General features: G+C 39.1%; 12 protein-coding genes, 2 tRNA genes and 1 pseudogene. 12 read left to right on the forward strand and 3 right to left on the reverse strand.

Annotated features, from left to right (window positions below):
- Window positions 1–411 precede the first annotated feature (411 nt).
- From bamC to pyk, 3 genes are all read left to right on the forward strand, one after another.
- A complete protein-coding gene (bamC, locus tag MXE38_RS06480; protein WP_246913329.1) occupies window positions 412–1,572 on the forward strand; it encodes an outer membrane protein assembly factor BamC in 1,161 nt (386 codons plus the stop codon).
- A 67-nt stretch (window positions 1,573–1,639) separates the two neighbouring features.
- Window positions 1,640–2,350, forward strand: coding sequence for a phosphoribosylaminoimidazolesuccinocarboxamide synthase (purC, locus tag MXE38_RS06485; RefSeq protein WP_246913330.1), 711 nt, complete (start codon window positions 1,640–1,642; stop codon window positions 2,348–2,350).
- A gap of 575 nt (window positions 2,351–2,925) precedes the next feature.
- The gene (gene pyk / locus MXE38_RS06490) at window positions 2,926–4,365 is read left to right on the forward strand and encodes a pyruvate kinase (RefSeq protein WP_246913331.1); all 1,440 of its coding nucleotides are present in this window, start codon (window positions 2,926–2,928) and stop codon (window positions 4,363–4,365) included.
- Between the two features lie 752 nt (window positions 4,366–5,117).
- On the opposite strand, the gene MXE38_RS06495 is transcribed toward pyk, so the two are convergent.
- Both MXE38_RS06495 and MXE38_RS06500 read right to left on the reverse strand, forming a co-directional pair.
- Window positions 5,118–5,195: transfer RNA gene (locus MXE38_RS06495), tRNA-Val, on the reverse strand.
- Between the two features lie 220 nt (window positions 5,196–5,415).
- Window positions 5,416–5,493, reverse strand: a tRNA-Val gene (locus MXE38_RS06500).
- Window positions 5,494–5,975: 482 nt separating this feature from the next.
- On the opposite strand from MXE38_RS06500, the gene MXE38_RS06505 reads away from it, so the two are divergent.
- Complete coding sequence (locus tag MXE38_RS06505; RefSeq protein ID WP_246913332.1) at window positions 5,976–7,934, forward strand: hypothetical protein; 1,959 nt, start codon at window positions 5,976–5,978, stop codon at window positions 7,932–7,934.
- Between the two features lie 51 nt (window positions 7,935–7,985).
- Here MXE38_RS06505 and MXE38_RS06510 read toward each other — a convergent pair whose 3' ends face one another.
- Entirely contained in the window at window positions 7,986–9,566 is a 1,581-nt protein-coding gene (locus MXE38_RS06510; protein WP_246913333.1) for a methyl-accepting chemotaxis protein, read from the reverse strand.
- 779 nt (window positions 9,567–10,345) lie between these two features.
- Here MXE38_RS06510 and MXE38_RS06515 point away from each other — a divergent pair.
- The 8 genes and pseudogenes from MXE38_RS06515 to MXE38_RS06550 all read left to right on the forward strand — a co-directional run bounded on the left by MXE38_RS06515 (window position 10,346) and on the right by MXE38_RS06550 (window position 23,888).
- On the forward strand, window positions 10,346–13,228 hold the full coding sequence (locus MXE38_RS06515; RefSeq protein ID WP_246913334.1) for a hypothetical protein: 2,883 nt from the start codon (window positions 10,346–10,348) through the stop codon (window positions 13,226–13,228).
- A gap of 366 nt (window positions 13,229–13,594) precedes the next feature.
- Entirely contained in the window at window positions 13,595–14,068 is a 474-nt protein-coding gene (gene ruvX / locus MXE38_RS06520; protein WP_246913336.1) for a Holliday junction resolvase RuvX, read from the forward strand.
- A gap of 23 nt (window positions 14,069–14,091) precedes the next feature.
- On the forward strand, window positions 14,092–14,430 hold the full coding sequence (locus MXE38_RS06525) for a YqcC family protein (RefSeq protein WP_246913338.1): 339 nt from the start codon (window positions 14,092–14,094) through the stop codon (window positions 14,428–14,430).
- 184 nt (window positions 14,431–14,614) lie between these two features.
- Complete coding sequence (flhA, locus tag MXE38_RS06530) at window positions 14,615–16,726, forward strand: flagellar biosynthesis protein FlhA (RefSeq protein ID WP_246913364.1); 2,112 nt, start codon at window positions 14,615–14,617, stop codon at window positions 16,724–16,726.
- A gap of 506 nt (window positions 16,727–17,232) precedes the next feature.
- Window positions 17,233–18,861: a flagellar biosynthesis protein FlhF gene (gene flhF, locus MXE38_RS06535; RefSeq protein ID WP_246913340.1), complete on the forward strand. Its 1,629-nt coding sequence runs from the start codon at window positions 17,233–17,235 to the stop codon at window positions 18,859–18,861.
- Window positions 18,862–19,470: 609 nt separating this feature from the next.
- Window positions 19,471–20,289, forward strand: a pseudogene (locus MXE38_RS06540) (P-loop NTPase); the annotation flags it as partial.
- Between the two features lie 1,005 nt (window positions 20,290–21,294).
- The gene (locus tag MXE38_RS06545; protein WP_246913342.1) at window positions 21,295–22,617 is read left to right on the forward strand and encodes an RNA polymerase sigma factor FliA; all 1,323 of its coding nucleotides are present in this window, start codon (window positions 21,295–21,297) and stop codon (window positions 22,615–22,617) included.
- A gap of 875 nt (window positions 22,618–23,492) precedes the next feature.
- The gene (locus MXE38_RS06550; protein WP_246913365.1) at window positions 23,493–23,888 is read left to right on the forward strand and encodes a chemotaxis response regulator CheY; all 396 of its coding nucleotides are present in this window, start codon (window positions 23,493–23,495) and stop codon (window positions 23,886–23,888) included.
- The last annotated feature ends 13 nt before the right edge of the window (window positions 23,889–23,901 follow it).

Below are 23,901 nucleotides of genomic sequence, written 5' to 3' on the forward strand. Positions count from 1 at the left end.
ACTGTTATGATGACATAAGCTGTTGTATTATAACTAATACTTTTGTGTTATAGCATAATATAATACAAGGCAGAAATTTTTTGCCCTTATATGGGCTAAAATCGACTATTCTCACGCGTAACTACTATAAAAAATTTCAATAGGTAGCATAGAGCAAAAAGATCCATTAAAATATTGCTCAAATAATACAGGCTAAATTATCATTAGCTATTTGACAGCTTCGTATGAAGTGAAGTCATAATTAAAATATTTCTTGGTCGTAAACTGCTGGAAAATTCAGTAGGCAAATCAGTGAGCACACTACTAAGGTGAGCTCTCATTGGTAAGACCAAATTGGTTAACATAGATGATTCGTCCATAGTTTTATTATGGCTGTGGTGAATACCTGGATTTAGGTTTAGGAGAACAACATTGTCCAGCCTTAAAATTAAGTCTCTTGCTCTTAGCTTGGCAGTTGGCTCTGCTGCATCTTTGATTAGCGCCTGTGGTGTAACAGGTAGTGATAGCTCTGATACCAACCTTATGACTCCAACTGGTTATTATGAGCATGCAGAGGCTAAGGTCTTACCTGATCCTATCAAGACTGCGCCAGGAGTAGCTTTATATAAAGATAATGCTTTTGCTATTCCAGCTGTTACTCCAACTGAAGTTAGCGAAGGTTTAGTTGGCGAAAATATGGATGTTCGCCCTCCAGTAGTTTCTCAGGTTTCAGAGTCTGGTGTTGACATCTTAAATAAGGGTGAAAGTGCCGTAGTTTGGTTCTTACCTTACAATAGTTTTAATGTCACCAATGAAGAGACCGCTTGGAGATATTTAAATTCTTCATTGTCATATTTAAAGCTACCAATTGCTAGCCGTGATGATACTCAATACGTAATTAGAACAGCAGAGTTCAATTACAATGACTTTGGTGAGCCATATGATGATATTTCTAAGGATTTAGAGGCATCATCTTTTAGCCAAACTTATGAAATTCAAGTAGGCCACGCTCAGCAAGGACAAATTGGCTATTTCATTACTTTATTAAGTTCCAAGCACAGCAAGAGCTCTTTTGAGCTTACCCCAGTACAAAAGAGCAGCTTTACTGTAGGCTTTGGTAACACCTTAATTAAAGCATTATCACTACAAGCAAAGGGTGCAGATGTTATTCCTGACTATGTACAGGTAACCTTAGGTCGTGATAACAACGCTCAAGACGCATTAGTAGTTAGTGCTCCATACAATACCACCTGGAATGTAATGCGTGGTACCTTAGAACAGTATGGTATGAGTGTTGAGGAGTATTCTATTTCTCGTTCTACCTTCACCATTAAGGTAAGCGAGGAGGATTCTGATTTCTATCGTAATTTAGGAATTGAGCCATTCTTATTAGAGTCTGGTGAGTACATTGTGCGTTTAGCTGTATCTGGCGACAACACATTGATCACTTTCTATGATGAGGATGACAAGCCTCTAAATGCAAACAAGGTAGCAGCCTTATACGCTGGCTTCTCTAAGGCACTTGCACAACAATTTGCCTTATATAAGAGCGAAGGCTCTAAATATCTTGATAAATTTGCTGATGAGGATTAAAATTTACAAGGCTTGATAGGGTTCTATCAGGCCTTATTTTTTACTACTTTTCTAGGAAAGCGCCAAAATGGAAAAGAAACAGGAAATTTATCGCGGTAAGGCTAAGTCTGTTTACGAGACTGATGATCAAAATCACTACATCATGTTATTCCGCGATGACACCTCTGCTTTTGACGGTAAGATTATCAAGCAGTTGGATCGTAAGGGTCGTACCAACAACCGCTTTAATTTCTTCATCATGAAGAAGCTTGAAGAAGCTGGTGTTCCTGTACACGTTGAAGAGTTACTCTCTGACACCGAGTGTTTAGTTAAGAAGTTAGAAATGCTCCCAGTAGAGTGCGTTGTTCGTAACGTAGCTGCTGGTTCTATCTGCAAGCGTTTAGGTGTTCAAGAGGGTCTTGACTTAAACCCTCCAACCTTCGAGTTCTTCTATAAGGACGACGAGTTACACGATCCAATGGTAAATGACTCTCACATCATTTCCTTTGGTTGGGGTACTCAAGAGCAGATCGATGAGATGAAGCGTTTGTCTTTCAAGATCAATGAGGTTTTAAAGGATCTCTTTGATAAGGCTGGCTTAATCTTAGTTGATTACAAGCTCGAGTTTGGTCTTTACGAAGGCAAGTTAATCTTAGGTGACGAGTTCTCTCCAGACGGTTGCCGTTTATGGGATAAAGAGACTCGCAAGAAGCTTGACAAGGATCGTTTCCGTCAGGGCTTAGGTGACGTTATTGAGGGCTACGAGGAAGTTGCCCGTCGTATCGGTTGCCCACTCTAATTTATCCTAGCTAGTACAGCAAAGTGTTACTAAGAGCATTTTGCTAGTACGCATACACTTGTTTTATAACTTGTGTAGTGGCCACAAAATTTATTTTGTGGCCACACGTATAAATTCAAACAAGCTTTCCCAGAGCTAAATTTGCTCACTAAATAGTAATACTTTTCTCATTGTAGTTGCCATCAACTATTCAGTCTCTGCTCCCTCACAATCTACTGCATAAAGTTCATTTTTATTTCTTTATTTTTATGTAGTATCTATGAGTCTTAGCTTAAATTTTCTCAAGGCTGTTGAGACTAAATTTAGCCTTTAAGTTAGATTTTTTCTTTCTTGATGATTTTTGACTAGTTCACTACAATAGAAATACAACGTTTTGGAATTTCAGCTTATCGTCGGCTTGGTGATATAAGCTTCTTAGCAGAAGTTTATAATTATCTTTTTACTTAGCTCTTGTCAAAATTAAAAAGCACTAAAATTAGTGTTTATGACGTTAAGCTTTGGGGATATTGGCAAGAGGCGCTATATTAATAAAGTATTATTCAAATACTTGGATTGCGAAAAATTAGGATTTTAAAATGGCAGCAAGAAAGCGTAGAACCAAAATCGTAACTACTTTGGGCCCAGCAACTGATCGTCCTGGTGTTATTGAAGAGTTGATCCGCTCAGGTGCTAATGTAGTTCGTTTGAACTTCTCTCATGGCACTTTTGAGGATCACAAGAAGCGTGTTGAATTAGTGCGTGCCGCTTCTAGCTCCTTACAATTACCTGTTGCAATTATGGGTGATTTACAAGGTCCTAAGATCCGTATTGGTAAGTTTAAAGAAGGCCCAATCTTATTAAAGTATGGCGATTCTTTCGTTTTAGATGCTGACTTAGATCTTAATGAGGGAACAAAAGAGAGTGTAGGCCTTACTTATCAACAATTACCTCATGATGTAAAGCCTGGCGACATTTTATTATTAGATGATGGCCGTATCCAATTAGCTGTTACCAAGATCGAAGGTAACAAGATTTTAACAACTGTTATTGTAGCTGGCCCATTATCCAACAATAAGGGCATTAACAAGCAGGGTGGTGGTTTATCTGCTCCAGCTTTAACTGCTAAGGATAAGCAAGACATTATTCATGCAGCTAAGTTAGGTGTTGATTATATTGCTGTTTCTTTCCCACGTTGCGGTAAGGACTTAGAAGAAGCCCGTCGTTTATTAAAAGAGCAAGGCTCTAATGCTGCTATTGTAGCTAAGGTAGAGCGTGCTGAGGCTGTAGCTTCTGAGGAGGCTATGCGTGATATCGTAATGGCTTCTGATGCTGTAATGGTTGCTCGTGGTGATCTTGGTGTAGAAATTGGCGATGCTAACTTAATGGCCGTTCAAAAGCGTCTCATTAACTTTGCTCGTGGTCTTGATCGTATTGTAATCACTGCTACCCAAATGATGGAAAGCATGATCAAGAGTCCTATGCCAACACGTGCAGAGGTTATGGACGTATCCAACGCCGTGCTTGATGGTACTGATGCTGTAATGTTATCAGCTGAGACCGCTGCTGGTGACTATCCAGTAGAAACTGTACGTGCTATGTCTCAGGTATGTTTAGGCGCAGAGTCTCAGGTTCAAAAGTCTGGCTACCGTGCTGATCGTATCTTTACAACCCCAGAGGAGACCATTGCTGTTTCCTCCATGTTTGCTGCTAACCACTTAGAAGGCATCCATGGTTTAGTTGCATTTACTGATAGTGGTCACTTACCTTTATTAATGTCACGTATTCGCTCTGGTTTACCAATTTTTGCTTTCTCTCGTTCTGAGCAGGCAGTTCGTTGGATGAGCTTATATCGTGGTGTATTCCCATTCGTATTTGATAACTTATCTTACAACAACCGTGATGAGTTATTACGTACTGTAGTTCGCTACTTACAAGATTTAGGTCACGTAAAGACTGGCGACCGCTTAGTAGTAGCTTTTGGTGTAACCATGGGTCAATCTGGTCACACTGACTCTATGCGTGTAGTAACCGTATAAGGTCACAGCAATAAGTTTTAATAGCTTATAGCTAAAAAGGGCATCTTAAGTACACTTAAGGTGCCTTTTTTATTTGCCAGCGACATATGAACACATAATCTTTGCAGTCTCTTACAGACATAGGAGAGACAGTTGGTTATTTATCAAAACTTGCTTAGATTTTGCGTTGTGGAGGTAATAAATTCGTATAAATGACCCTCAACATACTGCAAAACTGTTAGTTAAACGTAAATATTTGAATGTCTCCCCTATGTCAGCTCTTAAGTTTAATTGGCCCACCATCCACTAAAAGTTTACCTCGTTAAAGTAAAAGCTAAGCTCCTAAGCCTCATTTGATTTTTAGCCACCTAAATCACATCTTGTGAGCCACATTTTGCATCACCATCAACATCAGCCTTTATGGCGCTTATTGGCCTACAGCCTTAATAATTCTCATAAGTGCTTACTCCCATTCATCAATACCTAGCCTCAAGGGCAATGTCCTCTCTTAGAGTCCTTAGAGCCTTGTGCTAATGCATATGTCTTCAAGAGTATGGCTTATAGCTTCAAGCGCATGGTTTACAGTTTCAAGAGCGTGGCTTACAGCTTGGAGAGCATGGCTTAAGACTTTGGGCGCAACGATTTGCGCTTTGAGTTGTTGTAAGGATAGGGTGGTGGATAGTGGGATAGACGCTACGGCTAGCGTATGTGGTGATATGGGATTTTTTCAGGGGCCAAAAACAACAAAACCCACAATAGTGGGCTTCATTTAATGGTGGATGCTATAGGACTCGAACCTATGACCCTCTGCTTGTAAGGCAGATGCTCTAACCAGACTGAGCTAAGCATCCATTGCTTTAGTGGTGCACATTATAGAGATATTAATGGCACTTGGCAAGACAAAAAAGAAAAATTTGCCCAATTTTTTAAAGCGGTTGTTAACTACTGATATGAGAGCAAGATAATTCTTTTGCTTGAGGTAAATATGAATAAGACAACCACTATGGTAGCAAAGATGTGATTTTGCAGGGCCCAAAAACAACAAAACCCACAATAGTGGGCTTCATGTAATGGTGGATGCTATAGGACTCGAACCTATGACCCTCTGCTTGTAAGGCAGATGCTCTAACCAGACTGAGCTAAGCATCCATCGATTTGGTGATGCACATTATAGGGAGATTAATAGTACTTGGCAAGCTTTTTATTAAAAATTTTTTAAATAATATTAAGCATGTGCATAGAAAAAGCTAATTTATCTAATGTAATGTAGTGTGCTTGGGGCTGAGCACAGTATTGTTGTGTCTTGGCAGGCCTGCAAACTGGCCAACTAGCATGCTGGCAGGATGGCAGACAGGCAGCTTTGTAGCTTTGAAGCTTTGCTGCTTTTAAGCATAGCTGCATAGCTGCTTGGCTGCATAGCGACATTGCGGCTGTGCAGCATGGCTTTATGGAGGGGATCGGGCATTATCTTCTGGCTTTGCTGCTGGGAGGCTTTGCTGTTTAGTAGGGGTGATTGGGGGATAAGATCAACAAAACTTAGAGATAATAGGTATAATGTTGGCTATTTGTATGGCACCATAGTGCAGAGATAATCTATATTTTTAGCATTTTGTTTTAGTTTCTTTTTTTTTATGACCATATCTGTAGTTCAGGATAATCCATATCGTGTGCTAGGCGTGTGTAGCCAAGTATCTTTAAGGAATATCTCTTCTAATCACAAAAAGATGATGACTGAGGTAATTAAGGGCAAAGAAATTCATTTGTCCTTAGATCTTGCTTCATTCATGAAAGAGCCCTTAAGAACTCCTAGGCGCTTAGATCAGGCAAAAAGTCAGCTTTTGTCTGCTCGTGGTCGTATTTTGTATGCCATGTTCTGGTTTGTTGATACCAATAAGCTAGACCATGCTGCTCTTTATTATTTGACTCAGGGTCAAAGAGAAAACGCAGTTAAGATTCTCCAAAGTCAACAAAGCTTTTCCTCTTATATAAATTTAGCTGTCTTAGCCCTCATTGAAGACCGTTTTGATGATGCTGCAACACTTTATTCTCGCTGTCTGCAAGATGAGGATATGACCCAAGCCTTTGTACAACAAATTATTGGCGATAAATTTAAAGTCAAAGGCGCTTTTTTATTAAGTAAGGTATTAGACGTACTTAATAAGGAAAAAGAAAACAAAGAGCGTGAAGATAGCTCTGATGAGCGCAGTTTTGCTGGTGCGGGCCATGGTGTACGTAATAAAGAGGCTCAAGCCCCTAAAACAAGAGTAAATATTGAAACACCACGTACTTCTTTATTAGAGAACTTAAATCTTAAAAAGCAAGCTGGTAGTTTTGATCGCCATCTAACCGACGCTCTCAATGGTTTAATTGAGCGTATTGCGCTTATTAATCGTGAGTCTGGTATTGAAGATGACTTCTTTGAAGTAGAGCTCAATCCAAACCCAGCAGCACAAATGGTGTTAGAGGAAGTATCTCACTTCTTAGCTATTAACAATAGTGTTATTGAAGCCTTTAGACAGCGTTGCTACGAGGCTAGAGAGCGTAGCTTGTACTTAGATTATGTTTATAACTTAATCTCAGTGGTTAACTATTCTTTCCATCTGTATGCAACTGAGTTGGGTAGACAGTACTCTCCTCATATCGTGCAGCAATTACGTTCTATTATTGCTAAGCTTGAGCGTCTGTACTTTAGATTAAAATCTGATGATTTGGATTACTTTATTTCCTCTTTAAGACGCATTGAGGATGCTCTTCCTTATTATTACGCTATTGCTAATAATTTTGAAAAGTACTATTTGCTTAGTGATGATAAGAACCTCATTAATAATTTCTATGAGTTCCATCGTGCTAGTTCTAGAGTAGTGGATCAATTTAGCGCTAATTTTGGTCTTAAGGGTAGCTACATTGATTGTAGCCTTCACTTGCAAGATATGGTGGTGCGCTATAACGTAAGCTTTATGCTTGTTATGGTAAATCTAGCCTTACGCCATCCTTATAGAGTCAAGTTAACAAAGAATGGTCAAGTTACTGAGCAAGAGCTAAAAGTAGATGAAAGCTCATTGTCTGAATATACTCCTGAGGAAAGTTCTGAGTATAACGACCAAAATGATGACTCTAGTGAGTATGAGGCTCAAAACGCTCAGGATGAGCATAGCAATCAGGATGATGGCTACGATGATGAGCGCCGTCATCAGTATTATGGCCAACAGCGCTTTGCAATGACTGCTGCTAATATGGGCAATGATGCTAGTGCAAGTGAAAGCAATGATGGTAATAAGCAGCCTGCTCCTAAGCTTACCAAGGAGCAAAAGAAGCTTTTAAAGAAACAAGAGCGTGAAAAGAATCTTAAGGAGAGAAAGCGCAGCTCTTATTTCAAGCGCAAGCTTTCTAAGCAGCGCAATAACTTTATTAATATGTTAGAGCGCTATCAAAGTTATTATGTATCAGAGCATACTATGACTTTGTTAGAGATTACTATGCGACAAGTTAAGCGTCTGCCTCCTCCAGTGAGTGTTAAAGGCCTGGTATGGGGCTTAATCTTGATTGGCATTGCTGGTGCTGCTGTTTATTTAAATATTATGTTTAATTAAGATACAAAAAGAGCTTAACTGACCATCAGTTAAGCTCTTTTAGCATTAGTCTTAATTATTTGTAATATTATGATTAGAGAAGCGGTCAATCATAGCGGTAAGGTCGCTGGAGAGATTGGTAATTAAGTTGGTTCCAGCTAAATTGCTATTGTTGCTATGGAGACCCTCTTCATTCATAGAGAGTATGTGCTGTACTTTAATATTAACCTCTTCTGCTGTAGATGAGTGTTGCTGAATAGTGTTGGCAACATTATTGGTCAGCTGCTTAATAGCATTAATACTGTTTAAGATCTCATCAAGCTTTTGATTGGTTAATTGTACTTGAGCCACGCCAGTGCCTACATTAGCGTGTCCTTCCTCTACCATGCTAACAGTTTTACCTGCAATGATTTTAAAGCGATTAATAAGCTCGTGAATTTGAATAGTGGTGCTTTCAGTACGTAAGGATAAAGATCTAACCTCATCAGCTACCACGGCAAAGCCACGACCTGCATCGCCTGCACGGGCGGCTTCGATAGAGGCGTTGAGGGCTAGTAAATTGGTTTGACTAGCAATATCTTTAATTAAAGATGAGGCTTTTTCAATATCATCTACTCGAGATGCTAAATCATTAATAAGGGTACGAATTTCAGAGGAAATAGTGCTAAGTTCATCAATAGCACTCATGGTTAAGCCAGCTACTTCTTTACCTGAGCTTACTAGGTCGGCTACATCTTTAGTATTGCGAGCTGTTTCCATGGAGCTGGAGCTAACATCAGCAATCATATGAGTAATACTTTCACCAATGGACTTCATTTCCATCATAAGCTCATGAGTAACACGAGCTCGCTCTTCAGCTTCATTGACGCTATCAATTTGGCTTTCAGAGCGCATTAGGGCAATATCATTAAGTTTTTTAGCTGAGTAGCGCACGCGAGTCATAATGGTGTCAACCTCTTTTAGGTTGTACATTATGTTGTACACCACCTTAGCTTCCAAGCCAGCTCTATGGGTATAGATAATTTCGTTAATAGTGTTGTTTTGGGATTGGAAGACACCCATAATAAATTTTAAGATTTCATGCTTTCTATAGTTGCTATAGCCTAAAACAGCAAACATAGCGCCAAAGCTTAAAAAGGTACACCAAATATTATTAGTAAATACCTCTAATAAGAAAGACATGATAAAAATAAAATAGAGTACAAAGCTATTAGGAGCAAGGCGAGAGCGAATCTTCTTACCCTCACGCATTTTCTTATAGACTTGTTCTGCACGTGCAATTTGAGTGTCACTAGCAGCTGTACGTACAGACTCATAGCCAACAATTTCACCATTTTGTCTTATTGGCATGATAAGGGCATTAACCCAATAATAGCTGCCATCTTTGCAACGATTTTTAATCAAGCCCATGAATGGCTGACCTGATTGAATGGTTGACCATAGCTGAGCAAAGATCTCTGGTGGCATATCAGGGTGGCGCACAATATTTTGTGGCTGACCAATTAGTTCTTCACGACTAAAACCACTCATCTCAACAAAAGTATCATTCACCTCTGTGATAATACCTTTAAGGTCAGTAACTGAGATAATCTTAGCATTAGGATCGCTAGGGAATTTGTGTTCTCTATTAATGACTGGACCGTTATCACGCATGGGTTGGTTCTCAATTAAAAATAATATTAGATGTGTGGCAATTAAGAGCAGGCTCAAAATGATTTAGTTTTGAGCAAGTGCATTACACACAATAAAGTACAAAGGTATCTGCACAATATTGGTTCAGCACAAAGATAACTCATTACTAAAAATACTTTAGCTATGGCAGATAGGCTGTTCCAAATTAACAATAACTAATATATAAGCTAATCAACAAACATCAGACTTAATACTGAATATGTGCATTATAGCCTTAATTACATGCAAAATATTAACTTTAAGATATTAAACAATATTACTTAGCATGAATTTAACAAAAGCTGATAAGTGGCTTATATATGCAGTTTTATACTGTTTATTTAAAATTAAGAGGGTATTAAGTACAAATAGATGATGATGATTAGAATCTATTATGGCTAGATAGAACTACTATACAAGAATGCTTGTTAAATGCTGGTTCTTAAGCCATATTTTTTCTATAAAAAACACTAGTGATTACTAATCTATTAGTTGATATCTATATAGAAAATTTTGTCAAAATATTCGCTCGTGCACCAAAAGTTATCAAGACGTGATAAGCTCATGTAAATGGATAAAAGATCTGCTTAATATTAGTTTTTGGTGATCTAGCGCAAATTTAGCACAATACAATCTTGCTATTCTAGACAGATAGAAAGCAAATTCAAAAAAATCCTGATAACAAATTTAGCTTATGGCACACTAAATGGTAATATAGCAAGTTCCAAATTTAGCTGCTATTGAAGATAAGTGAGGCTAATATGCCTGAGAGTAAAGATTATTTAGCTTGTGAGCAAAATAGAGAAGTTAAAGGTATTGCTAACAACAATAACCTTAACTTAGCTGCATCTGAGCAAAATAATTGTGCTCAAATCGATGCTTATCAAGGTTCTCTTATTAATCATAAAGATAACTTACGCTCATCTGACTTAGCTCAGATTAACGACTTATGTTTAAAAGAGCTAAACACATCTTACGAGGATTTAGTAGGGGAAGCTCTTGCCTATCAAAGTCGTATTATTAGTGGCGATTTGGCTGAGGTCTTTAATTCAGGGCTAATAGTAGAACATAGCTCTTGCGATGAAGAGCTGTTATATATTTATCAGCGCTTATCGCAGTGTCAAAACCAAAGAATAAGCAAGCGTATGCCTCTTGAGCCTTTATTATTGGGCTCAGACGAAGCGCTTCATCCTATGTTTAGACGTATTGCCACTTTAGTTAAAGTAAAGAGCGCTCGTCTTTTACAGTTAGAGGCTTTATTAGAGCGTAATTTTAGTGCTTGCGTCGTATCTTCATATTTAAAGGAGCAGCATTCTGCTCCTGTAGCTAATCGTATTGTTAAGCCAAGCTCTATAGAGCAACCACAACCAAGTGAAGCTTTAGAAAACAGCAGTGCTTTACAACAGTCAAGCTCAGTTTCTAATTCCAGTGTTTCCTCTTATCACAGTAGCTCTGCCAGCAACAGCTCAGCCAGCCATGGCTTGACAGGCAACAGCCCTGCCAGCGGCAGCGCTGCCGTCCACGGCGTGGCCTGCGGTAGCTTGGCAAGCAGCAGCTTTGCAAAGGTAGAGGGCGGCTTTAGTGATGCTGCTATGGCTAAGGCTAATGATAAGACAAAGTCAGAGGCTGCTGCTAAGAGAGCTAATCAGGATATGGAGCTCCATGCTAGCAATGATAGTTATCATAGTAACTTAGCTCAGCTCTCTAATGGTGAGCAACCATCATTCTTAAATAGTGCAGAGTTGCCTGTACCATCTCATGCTATGGAGCATAAGGGCTTTAGCTCAGTAGTTAATAAAGTGCCAGAGGATAACAAGGCTCAAGCTCCTTTAGGTTTGATTGGTGATGCCATTGCTAAGTTGCAAGATAAGCATGCACATGTTGAAAGTTCAAAGATAAATGTTGATGCTTTAGAACTGGATAAAGTTATTAATGCTAATGTGCTTTATCAAGATTCATTAGGCTTAAGCGAGCATGGTGCCTTTATGGGACATGAGGATAGCTTTATTAACTTTAATCAGAGTATTGAGCGTCCTAGCCTTACTACTAAAGGCTCCTTTGCCAACATGTCTTTAGCTCCTAAGAGCAAACAAGTACAGCAAGCTCAAGTTGATCTTTTTAAACACACTGCAGGCTTGGTTGGGGCTATGGTAGAAGATAATGGCCAGAGCAATAGCGCTCAAACTAACCTCCCTAAAGGCCCTGTTGTGTCGTTAAATGGAGTTAATAACGCAGCTAATAGTTATGGTGCAAGTGGCGAACAGCTAAGTTCTAATTACAGTGCTGCTCCTGAAGGCACTAACAGCCACGCTCCAAGTAACATGGCATCAGCAGGTAATATTTATAACCCTTACCAAGTCTCAGCAAATCCTGAAAGTTCTTTTATGGGGGCGGGCGCAGGTGCAAGCACTCTCACAGGCGTAAACGCAGGTGCAAATGTAGGTGCGGGCGCAAGTGTAGCGGCAATGCCGCAATCTGGCTTTGTAGGTAGTGTTGGCGTTGAGGCAGGGGCTGGGACTTATGGCTTAGCTGAGGGCTTTAATGATTTTATGCCGCAAGGCATTGGCTCTTATGAGAGCAGCTTTGGTGGCGGTGCAAGTGCTATCGCCAGTGCTAATGCTGGCGCTAGCGCTAGCGTCAGTGCTGGTGCCAGCACTGGCGTTAGTGCTAATGCTAGTGCTAAAGAGGTAAAGGCTAATGGCGGCATTGGTAGCTCCAATGTAGGGACTTCGTCGGTAGTTAGCTTAAACAATAAGGCTGTTGATCCTGTCGCTATTAAAGCTAATATTAAGACTAGACAAGATCCTGATGTGCAAAGAGCTAGACGCTTAAAGCAGCCTGTTTCTGCTTTTGAGGTCTTGCTTAAAACTATTGAGCAGCATACTGGTATTGATGTTGATGCCGTAGAGGTTGATCCTTTTGAGATTTACCAAATGCGTCGCCAAGAGGCTAATGAGGTAGCAAACGAGATAAAACAGCGTCAAGAGGCGTTCTATAGACAATTTATGTCTAATATGCGCAAAGACGCTAATGTTAATCCTGAGTATACTTTTGATAGGTTAAGAAAGGATGAGCTCAATCATGATGCTTTTAGTTTGTCCTTTAAATTCTTAGCCAGCATTAATCAGAAGCTCAATAAGCAAATGCTTTTAGTGTTTGGTGATAGAGGTTCAGGTAAAACTTTACTCTGCCATGCTATTGCTAACCAATATATGAATCTTAAAGCAGCTGCCCATTACCAGTCCCCACGTAATCGTCAATTACCATTAGCTCTCATAGTTAATTTTGACGATGTAAAAAAGACTTGGCTCTTTTTACATAAAGAGACTTACGAGGAAAAACTCTCACGAGAAAATCTGTTTAAGACTTATTGTGAAGTTGATTTATTAATTTTAGACGGCTTATGTAGCGACAATATGGCGCTTGAGCCTTTTTCACAAAAGGTATTTTCCGAGCTTATTCGTACTCGTGTAGCTCAAAACTTACCTATGGTGGTTACTACATCAATAAATCTACAGGCTATTCATAAAGCTGTAGGTGATTTATGTTATGAGGGTATTAAGAGCTTTGACGTAGATGCTACTGCGCTATTAGGTGGTTCTCGTCGTCCTAATATCCGCTTTAATGGTGGTTATTTGCCATAGTATAGCTAAAGTCAAAATAATTATTGTTTTCTTTAACAGGCGTGACCACTTTTAGGTTGCGCCTTGTTTTTAATGGGCTAGTCTAAGGTCTAATGCCTAAAAACCAGGGCCTGATGTTTAAGGCTTAAGGTTAGCAATTTGGTTAAGTCCAAGGCCCCATACCTATGCCTATGACCTATGGTAATAAGTCATAGGTATAGGGGATAGTGGGCAAGATTTAGCCAATTAAGAGTTAGTTTGTTTAAAGTTTTAGTTGGTAGGTAGCGCAGTATTTATTTTGCAAAAGATGCAAAAAGATGGTCTTTAGTGCATAATGCACCCACCAATGGATTTTGTCTTGCTGTTGTCAGATAGTGGGGAATAATAGTGACTGGTGGACGTGTTTTAGCCTTTGATTTTGGTCTTAACCACATAGGTGTGGCTGTAGGTAATGAGTCTATTGGCTCGGTACAGGCACTAACAGCTATTAAGGCCCAAAATGGCATTCCTAATGAGCAGCAAATGGAAGCTGTATTTAAAGAATGGCAGCCAGATTATATTGTGGTTGGTTTTCCTTTAAATATGGATGGCTCTAGTGAGCTTATGACTAATAGAGCACGTAAGTTTGGCCATAGACTGATGAGTAAATACCGTATTCGAGTTTACTTTAAAGATGAGCGTTTATCATCAGTAGAAGCCAAAGATGAAATCTTCCATCATCAAGGTGGTTACCGTGCTTTAGTAAAAAACAAAGGTAAGATTGATGCTACCGCCGCTAAAATAATTTTAGAGAGCTTTTTTGATGTGGGCGGGCGTAATAGTGATTGTGATTTTTCCGATCCTATTGGCAAGCAGGCTTAATTTTTTATTTTGAGGAAATAATCATGAGTTTAAATCATGATATTAATGCTATTGTTGAGCAGATAAATAAGTTAGAGCAGGAGTTAAAAGACCTAAATTTATGGGGTGGCGAGGCTTTACGCCCAAGTGATAAGGACTTAAGCTCAACTAGTCCTTTTTGTTTAGATACCATTGAGTTCCATCAGTGGTTAGAGTATGTGCTAATTGCTCGTTTTAGATCTATGATTGAAGCTGATATGGCACTTCCTCAAGCTATGATGACTCATACTTATGCTCAAGAAAAATATCGTGGACAATGGTCTAACTATCGTAATTTAATTGGTATTCTCCAAGAGCTTGATAAGCTTGTTACTATAGCTTAGTTGCTTAAGTTGGTAGGGCCATGGCAAACATTTTGCTTTGGTCTGACCAACTCAACTCTTTGTGTTTAATACAGCCGTCGGTGAATTGACAGTGGGTTTATTTTCAGATCTTGGTTCTAAAGTAACAGCTCCCGTATCTGGGGCCATGGACAAAGCCAGAGCAAATCCAAAACTTGCAAAAGGCATGTCTATTGGTGGTGCTGCTTACCGAAAACTACGCGTAATTAAGCTTGGTACCCCATTGCTAGTATTAGCTTGTCTAGCAATGATTACCTTGCCTATTCCACCATTACTATTGGATATGTTGTTCTCTTTCAACATTGCCTTATCTATGGTGGTGTTATTAGTAGCTATTTACGCTAAAAAGCCACTAGACTTTGGTTCTTTCCCAACAGTTTTGCTTTTGACCACTATTTTGCGTTTGGCTCTTAACGTAGCTTCAACACGTGTAATTTTAATTAATGGTCAAGAAGGTACCGCTGCTGCTGGTAAGGTTATTGAGGCCTTCGGTCATGTGGTAATGGGTGGTTCCTATACTGTAGGTTTGATCGTCTTTGCTATCTTGATGATTATTAACTTCGTAGTAGTTACCAAAGGTGCTGGACGTATTTCTGAAGTTTCCGCTCGTTTTACCTTGGACGCAATGCCTGGTAAACAGATGGCTATTGATGCGGACTTAAATGCTGGTTTAATTAACCAGGAACAAGCACGTGAGCGTCGTGGTGAAATTGCCCGTGAGGCTGATTTCTACGGTTCCATGGACGGTGCTTCTAAGTTCGTAAAAGGTGATGCTATCGCTGGTATGTTAATTCTTTTCATTAACATTATTGGCGGTATTATTATCGGTACAATATTCCATAACATGAGCCTAGGCGAGTCAGCACGTATTTACGTGTTATTGACTATTGGTGATGGTCTGGTAGCTCAAATTCCTTCCCTATTACTATCTGTAGCCGCAGCTATTATCGTTACCCGTCAAAATGGCACCGAAAATGAGATGGGTCAACAAGTGGTCTCTGAGTTATTTAATGAACCAAAGACCATGTATATCGTAGCTGGTGTACTCTTTGTTATGGGTAGTGTGCCAGGCATGCCACACGTAGCTTTCTTATCTTTAGCTGCTATTGCTGCCTTTATTGGCTACTTGATTAAGCGTAAAAAGATTGCAGATCAATTGGCCGCAGAAGCCCCACCACCACCTCCTCCTGAGGCATCTCCAGATCAAAGAGAGCTTTCTTGGGATGACGTATCTGAGGTTGATGTTATTGGTCTTGAGGTAGGTTATCGCTTAATTCCAATGGTGGATAAGGCTCAGGGTGGTGAACTATTAAACCGTGTTAAGGGTGTGCGTAAGAAGTTATCACAAGACTTAGGTTTCTTAATTCCACCTGTACATATTCGTGATAACTTGGACTTAGGCCCTAATAGCTATCGTATTACTTTAATGGGTGTTACTTTTGGTGAGGCTGAGATTCAGCCTGATCGTGATATGGCTATTAACCCAGGTCAGGTATTCGGTCGTGTTCCTGGTATCCCAACTAAAGATCCTGCTTTCGGATTAGAGGCTGTATGGGTTGCCAAACAAGATAACGATCGTGCTTTAGGTCTTGGCTATACCGTAGTAGATTGCTCTACTGTAGTAGCAACCCACTTATCACAAATTTTAGCTAATAACTGTGCTTCCTTAATTGGACAAGAAGAAGTGCAGAATATTTTGGATATTGTTTCTAAGACTCAGCCTAAGTTAGTAAATGGCTTAGTACCAAATATTGTAAATTTAGGCTTATTAACCAAGTTGTTACAGAATCTGTTACACGAGGGTGTTCCTGTACGTGATATGCGTACTATCTTAGAAACCTTGGTTGAATATGCTCCTAAGAGTCAGGATCCTGAGGTGTTAACCGCAGCCTGTCGTATTGGTCTACGTCGTCTGATTATTCAGGATATTGTTGGTGGTGATTTAATTATCCCAGTAATTACTTTATCTCCTGACTTAGAGAAGGTACTACACAAGTCATTAGAAACTGGTGGTGCTGAGGGTGTAGGTATTGAGCCAGGCTTAGCTGATCGTATGCAAAAGAGCTTATATGAAGCTACAGCTAATCAAGAAATGGCTGGTGAGCCAGCTATCTTGTTAACCTCTGGTATCTTGCGCTCAACCTTATCAAGATTTGTTAAAAATACTATTCCTGGATTACGAGTGCTTTCTTATCAGGAAATCCCTGATGATAAGCAAATTAAGATTGTTTCTGTGGTGGGTAATAACAATAACGCCCAGCAACAAATTAGAGGCTAATCCAAAAGATTGATTTAAAAAGACCCTATAGTAATATGGGGTCTTTTTTTATGTCACTTGCTTAAGAATTTTTTGCTACCTTTTTGACATTTAACTAAATTCCTAATGAAAATTAGGTAATTATGATTGTTTGCTAAATTAGATAAAATGGCCTAATGACAGGGGTTCATAGCTCAAAAATCAAGGCTAGCGGCATTAAATTTGCTTGCGAGCTAAGCTTGAATTTTTTAGAGAATTAAGTTGCCCTTATTAGGTCTTGGCTGATAGACGGAGTTTGGGGGACAGTTAATAATAATTGCTACTCAACTTAATTTAGTATTGGTTTGCCCTGCAATTTTTTATACAATCTTTTAGATGTCCTAATCATTGCCAATTTATCTAAGAATAGATAATTCTTAGTTAAGAAAAGGACAATGGGATTATTTACACAGACTTTTTTGTTTTTCTAACAAGTATGGCAAAAGAGTCCCATGGTGTAAGGATGATGGTTTAGCCGTAGGTCGTAAATGAAGTTAAAGCGCTTTGAAGCAAAAGATATGCGTGAAGCCCTAACCAAAGTTAAAGAGGAGTTAGGTGACGACGCTATCATTATGTCTAATAAACGTGTTGCAGGTGGCGTTGAGATTGTTGCTGGTATAGAAACATTACCTATTGCAAAATCATCAATGCAAGCTAATGTGCGCCCAAGCAATGCTGCTGGCGGTTTATCCTCTATGGCTGACCGACAGCTAAGTGACGATAAAGTTGATATCAACTCTGATGCTAGCAAGCCTAAGCAAGATCGTAGACTGATTGGTGGAAAAAATCAGGCCTATGCTCAGAGTTTGATTGAGATTTTAGAGCGTCAACAAGCAATGAGCAAAGAGCAAGGCGATAAGTTATTAGGTGATATTGCCGCTAAAACCGAGCAAAATGACCAATATCAAGAGCGTCCTGCTAGATCTAACTCACTAAAAGGAACAGGTGTATCACGCATTATTAACCCAGTAACAGTAGATGGAGATTACGACGATATGGCCAATGATCCTATGAAAAAAGCAGGCCCATCAAGAATTGATCCATCTTTGGATGAAGATGCTGATCTATTTAAAACACCGCCTCTTCCTTTATCTCAGCAGCGTGAGTTTAAGAATTTCTTTGTTAAATCAAAGACTAAGCAAGAAAAAGAAGAATACGAAAGTAAAGCAGGTATTGATACCTATCGCTCAACTGGTGTTTCTGATGTCGCAGTACGTAAAGATTTAGAAAAAATGCGTGCTGAGGTGGAGAATATCCGTAAATTACTTCAGTTTGAGTTAGCTGGTCTGTTACAAGACAATCGCTCTCGTAATGAGCCTGTTAAGGCTATGGTCTACAAATTATTAAATTCAGTAGGCTTCTCTGATAGCGTAGCTGATTCTTTAGTAAATCAATTACCAGCTGAGATTACCTTTAATAATGCCTGGCGTGAATTAGTTTCTATTATTGAGCGCTCTATTTTAGTAGGCGATGATGAAATTGTTTCTAAAGGCGGCATTGTAACTTTAATTGGCCCTGCTGGTGTCGGAAAGACGACAACCCTAGCCAAGTTAGCTGCTCGTTTTGTGATGCGTTATGGCCCACAAAGAGTAGCCATTGTTACTGCTGACCATTATCGTATTGGTGCTGTAGAGCAGATTAAGACCTATGGTCGTATCATGGGTTGTGCCACTTATGCAGTAAAGAATATTGCTGAGTTACCTCAATTGCTCTATACACTTTCTGATAAGAGCTTAATCTTAGTAGATACTGCTGGTGTTGGCTTTAAGGATGAGCGCTTTAATGCTCAGTTATCCCAGCTTAAGTTGCAAGCAAGTTTAAAACTTAAGCACTATTTAGTGTTGCCTTGTACCACCCAGCGCAAAGTATTACAACATGCTTATGAACACTTTGCTATGGTAGGTTTAACTGGTTTAATTCTTACCAAGATTGATGAGTGTCAAAATGTAGGTGATGCTTTATCTTTATGTATTGATATGAAGCTGCCTATTAGCTATATCACTGATGGTCAACGTGTGCCAGAGGATTTAGATATTCCTAATCCAAATGCCTTGGCTCGTAAAGCATTAAGTGCTGTAGAGGATGATATTGCTCAAAGCATGATCCCTAAGGATTAAGAGTTTTTTTTAATGATCACCTGGCCTATTAATAGGATTAAGGTGGTCATAAAAGTTATCTGATAACTAAACATACAAATTTATTAATTTGATTTTGTAAGTTATTAACGCTGTGCTATAGTTTGCCTTTTGCTCAAATTTAAACCAAGTTAATTTTGGTTTGTTCGCAAAATTTCAGTCTTTTTTACGATTGAGGCAAAATAATTGCATATAGAGCTCCAAAAAATACTTTTTTACTAAGCTTTGACACTTTATGAATTTTAATTGAGATAGATCTTAGTTTTATAAACAAAGGCAACAGAAATTATTAAATTAGTCGCTAATTTAAATAAGACTAGATATATAATTTTAGCTTCTAAAGTTTTTGTTTTAGCTCAACTAATAAGCTTTCTTAAGACTTTTTCAATACTGGATATTATAAGTGTTAGAAGTTGTATTGTTTGGTTGATAGTTATACTAAGCAATCAGGCAAATGCAGAGGCTTGACGAGGCTTCCTAATATTACTCTGTGATATTAAATACAGATTAATCGTCGTTTCAATAGTTTCGTATTACGCAATGAGCGTGAACTTTTAGCATAAGAGTTTGCAGGTGTAGGATATCGTTTGTATGGCTACAAAGTACAAATGGAGAAGAGTTAAGGTTATCACAGTTACTGGCGGCAAGGGTGGTGTCGGTAAGTCCTCTGTGTCCTTAAATTTAGCTGTTGCCCTTTGTCAAATGGGTAAGCATGTCATGCTGTTTGATGCCGACCTAGGCTTAGCTAATATCGATGTTATGCTGGGTTTAAAGGTTCGTAAAAACCTTGCTCATGTATTGCGTGGTGAGTGCTCCTTACAAGAAATCATTCAAGATGGACCACATGGTCTACGTATTGTGCCAGCCTCCTCTGGTTTAAAGGAAATGGCTGAACTCACTATCGATCAGCATGCTGGTTTGATTAGAGCTTTCTCCTCATTAGAAGAGCCAGTAGATTTCTTAATCGTTGATACTGCTGCTGGTATTTCAGACATGGTGCTTTCATTCTGCCGTGCGGCTCAGGATGTCATCATGGTGGTATGCAATGAGTCCACCTCTGTAGCTGATGCTTATGCTCAAATGAAAGTGCTCTCCAACGATTATGGTGTGTCAAAGTTTAGAATCGTTGCCAATCAAGTTCACTCACTTGAGGAAGGCAAGTTCATGTTTAAGAAATTAGTTACCTTAACTGACAAATTCTTAGACGTGGCTTTAGAGTTATGCGCTTGTATTCCTATTGATATTAACATGCGCAAGGCTATTAGACAGCGTACTTGTGTGGTTGATGCTTTCCCTCAAGCTCCTGCTGCTCGTGCCTTTAAGAGCTTAGCTAGACGTGTATTGAATTGGCCTATTCCAGATATTGCTGGTGGTTATTTAGAGTTCTTTGTTGAGAACTTAATCCGTCGTCCTGATGAGAATGGTAACTTACCTCCATTACCTCAGACTATGGGCTTTGATGAAGTGGACAGTGCAGGCAACCCTCCACCTCCAGCTCCAATTGGTAGTCTCTTAGGCATTGGTGTAAATCCTATGAATGGTGATTTTCAGGCCAATAATTTAGCAATTGATGAAGATGCTGAAATCGAAGATCAATTTGCTACTGTAAAGGCTGACGCTATTGCAGCAGGCTTAATTTCACCTGATGAATAGTTAATATATATGCAAACTAAAAAAACCGCATTTTTGCGGTTTTTTTATGTCCAAAGCTTGCTAATATAAAAAAGATGGGTTCCTCCTCGCCTTACCATGTTACGCACTGCACTGCGCCGCACCGTATCGTATCGGGCCACCTCAATTCCCGTTCCTCAAGCACAATTGCTTATGCCTGAGGCAACCATAAATGATGCAGAAGGGGCTTAAAGGACAACAAACAATAAGGGAATTAAGCCATACCTATATGATGGGGTATGATTGCCAAGAGCGCTTAGCATTAGCATTTGGAGCTAGCCAGCTAACTCTTGCGAGCTTTTTCTGGCTCTGGATAGCTTGAGCTGGCCTTGTGGGGATGGAGGCGAGATTGGTAAGAAGATTTAGGGGCTTACTAGATATGGGGTTGTTTGGCACATATTTAGCAAATAGCTTTAATCTTATTGCTTTTGCCAAGGTTTTGGCAGCAATGATAGTATTTCTCTTTATTAATTAGATATTTTGTTCTTAGCTCTTTGTTTGGTAATATTAGCCTAACTAGTAGCTTTTTTTACCAAAGTTGACTTGTAGCCACTAGAGCTTATGCATTTAATAAGTGCTGTAAGTGGTGTTATTCTGATATCGCTCGCTTGTTTAGAGTTGAGTTGGATGTCTTGCTAATATCTTAAAATAGTTTTATAAAGATCCTCTTGATCTTCTAAGTCAGGTATTACTTTTGAGCTTTACTTTGTTAAGTAAGCTATTAAAGTAGGGAATAATCGTTTCATGGGTAACTTGAGTAATGCAATGTTAAAAGGTGCCAAGGCCTACCAAGGTCAGAAAGTAGCTGACCGCAACTCACTGGTAGTGAAGTATGCACCGCTCGTGAAGCGAGTGGCTTTGCACCTTAAAACTCGTCTTCCATCTTATGTTGACGTTAATGACTTAATCCAATCTGGTATGATTGGATTAATGGACGCTATTCAAAACTATAAAGATGGTCATGGTGCCACTTTTGAAACTTATGCTGCTATTCGTATTCGTGGTTCCATTATTGATGAGTTAAGACAAAGCGATTGGACTCCAAGATCGGTTCATCAAAATACCCGTGCAATTCGTGAAACTTTAGCTCGTTTATCCCATACCTATGGCCGTCCGCCAACTGATGCTGAGATGGCGGCAGAGTTAAAAGTTGATATCAATAAATATCATCAAATGATTTTAGACAGTAATACTTCACAAGTTATGTGTATTGAAGATACTGGTCTTACTGATGATGTTATAGGGGAGCGTCCTTTTTCTGATATCAATGCCTTAGGCCCTGATGATAAGCTCTTTGAATCTGTCAATGGCGAACAGTTTAAACATGCTTTAGCAACATCAATTCAGAAATTACCAGAGCGTGAGCGCACCATTATTGGTCTATATTATGATCAAGAAATGAACTTACGTGAAATTGGCTTAATTATGGGCATTTCAGAGTCACGTACCTGCCAAGTGTTATCTCAAGCAGTGGTTAGACTACGTAATGCTTTAGATGAGTGGGCTTATGTTCCTAAAAAAGAGCAAGTACTAGCTAACAACTCATATCGCCAGGTGGCTCAAGAAGTCACTAAAAAAGCACAAACTCACCTTACTAAGCGTAAATCTTCATTGTTTGATGATAATGGTGAGGTGGCAGATAATTATTTTGGCTCAACAGCAAATGCTATTGAAAGTTCAGTCAAAGTATCAAATGCTTATAGCAATACTGCTAATATTAATGCTGACAACAAGACCATCGCTGAAAATGAGATTATCCCTGACCAAGCTCCTGCTTTAGAGGCTAAGCCAATTAAAGCACCAGCTCGTCGTGGCCGTCCAAGTCTTAAGAGCAAAGCTAATAGCGTAAATAGTGTTAATAGCGCCAATAGCAATAGCAGCAGCGATAAAGAGCTAATGATTCAAGATAAGTCAGAGAAGAGTGAGCGTAAGAGTGCTCGTTCTAAAGTTAAGGCTGAAGGTGCCTCTCGTACTCGTGGTCGTCCAAGTGCTAAACCTGTGGTTATGTCTATGGAAGAATTTGAGGCGATGCAAAAGGCACAAGCTATCAATGCATCTAATAGCTAAGAGTAATGATTAAAGTTTCTTACTCTATAGCCGTTTATTAAAATAGTAAGATGCTTAAAATTTAAAATATTGTTTTTGAGCAATAGTGGTTAATTTGTTCGATCTTTTGTTAAAATGGCGGCGCAATAATTATAAATCTAAGGCAATCGGATAACTTTGAGGGGTTTGCTAATTGGTTTGTGTTGCTAACATAAGGTCAGACAATTATCTGGACAAAGGAGATAGGGCTAAGCACTAAAGATTAGTGATAGCTCATGCAAGGTCTTATTTATAAGAGCTTGTCTAACCACGCTTATTACTGCGTCGAATTTGTTTTTCGGTCATGCTCATTTTCTGATTGTGGTATTTGGTGGTTGTGACCTGGGCTTTTGTTCACAGCGAATACCTAATACTAGATTTTATTTTAGTTGCCATTCTAGATATTTATTAAGTCCTAAATATGGTGTTTTTTGGCATCTTGAAAGTTGTAAAGCTATCAACTTTTAAGATTTTCCTAAAGATAAAGCACAAAATAACAAGCTTATATTTGCTTGAAAAGCTGAATGGCGCTAATATTAAGGTTTGAAATTGACTTTAGGTACATTGCTATCATTAAAAGCAATTATCTAAATAAACCGATTTGTTTATGTATCAAAGATTTAGAGGATACATGCTGTAATACAGGGCATGTATGCTTTTTGTTTTTATAATTATTGCTATAAAAGCTATATCTGACAATACGTAAATTTTGTCACTAGTCAGTGATACAGGGTAGAGCAGATGTGTTTAACACTCTTTGCCCCATGTCAATTCAGGACCAGGCATATCAAAATTTATTAGTAAGATATGTTATGGGAATTTGTCCTGAAGACCTTTATGCAGTTAAGGAGAGTATCTTGGATAAAGATATTAAGATTTTGATCGTTGATGACTTTTCTACCATGCGACGTATCATCAAGAACCTATTGCGCGATCTTGGCTATAACAATACTTTCGAAGCTGATGACGGTGCAACTGCTCTACCAATGCTTGAGACAGGCGACTTCCAGTTCGTTATTACTGACTGGAACATGCCAATCATGCAGGGCATTGAGCTTTTAAGAAAGATTCGTGAGAATCCAAAGCTTAAGTCACTTCCTGTGTTAATGGTTACCGCTGAGGCTAAGCGTGAGCAGATCGTAACTGCTGCTCAAGCTGGCGTTAATGGTTATATCGTTAAGCCATTCACCGCTGATATCTTAAAAGATAAGTTAGATAAGATTTTCGAGCGTATTGCTAACGGTGAAGCATAATTTTTAGGTGGAG

The sequence above is a fragment of the Anaerobiospirillum sp. NML120448 genome (assembly GCF_023050945.1).
In the GTDB taxonomy this organism is placed as follows: domain Bacteria; phylum Pseudomonadota; class Gammaproteobacteria; order Enterobacterales; family Succinivibrionaceae; genus Anaerobiospirillum.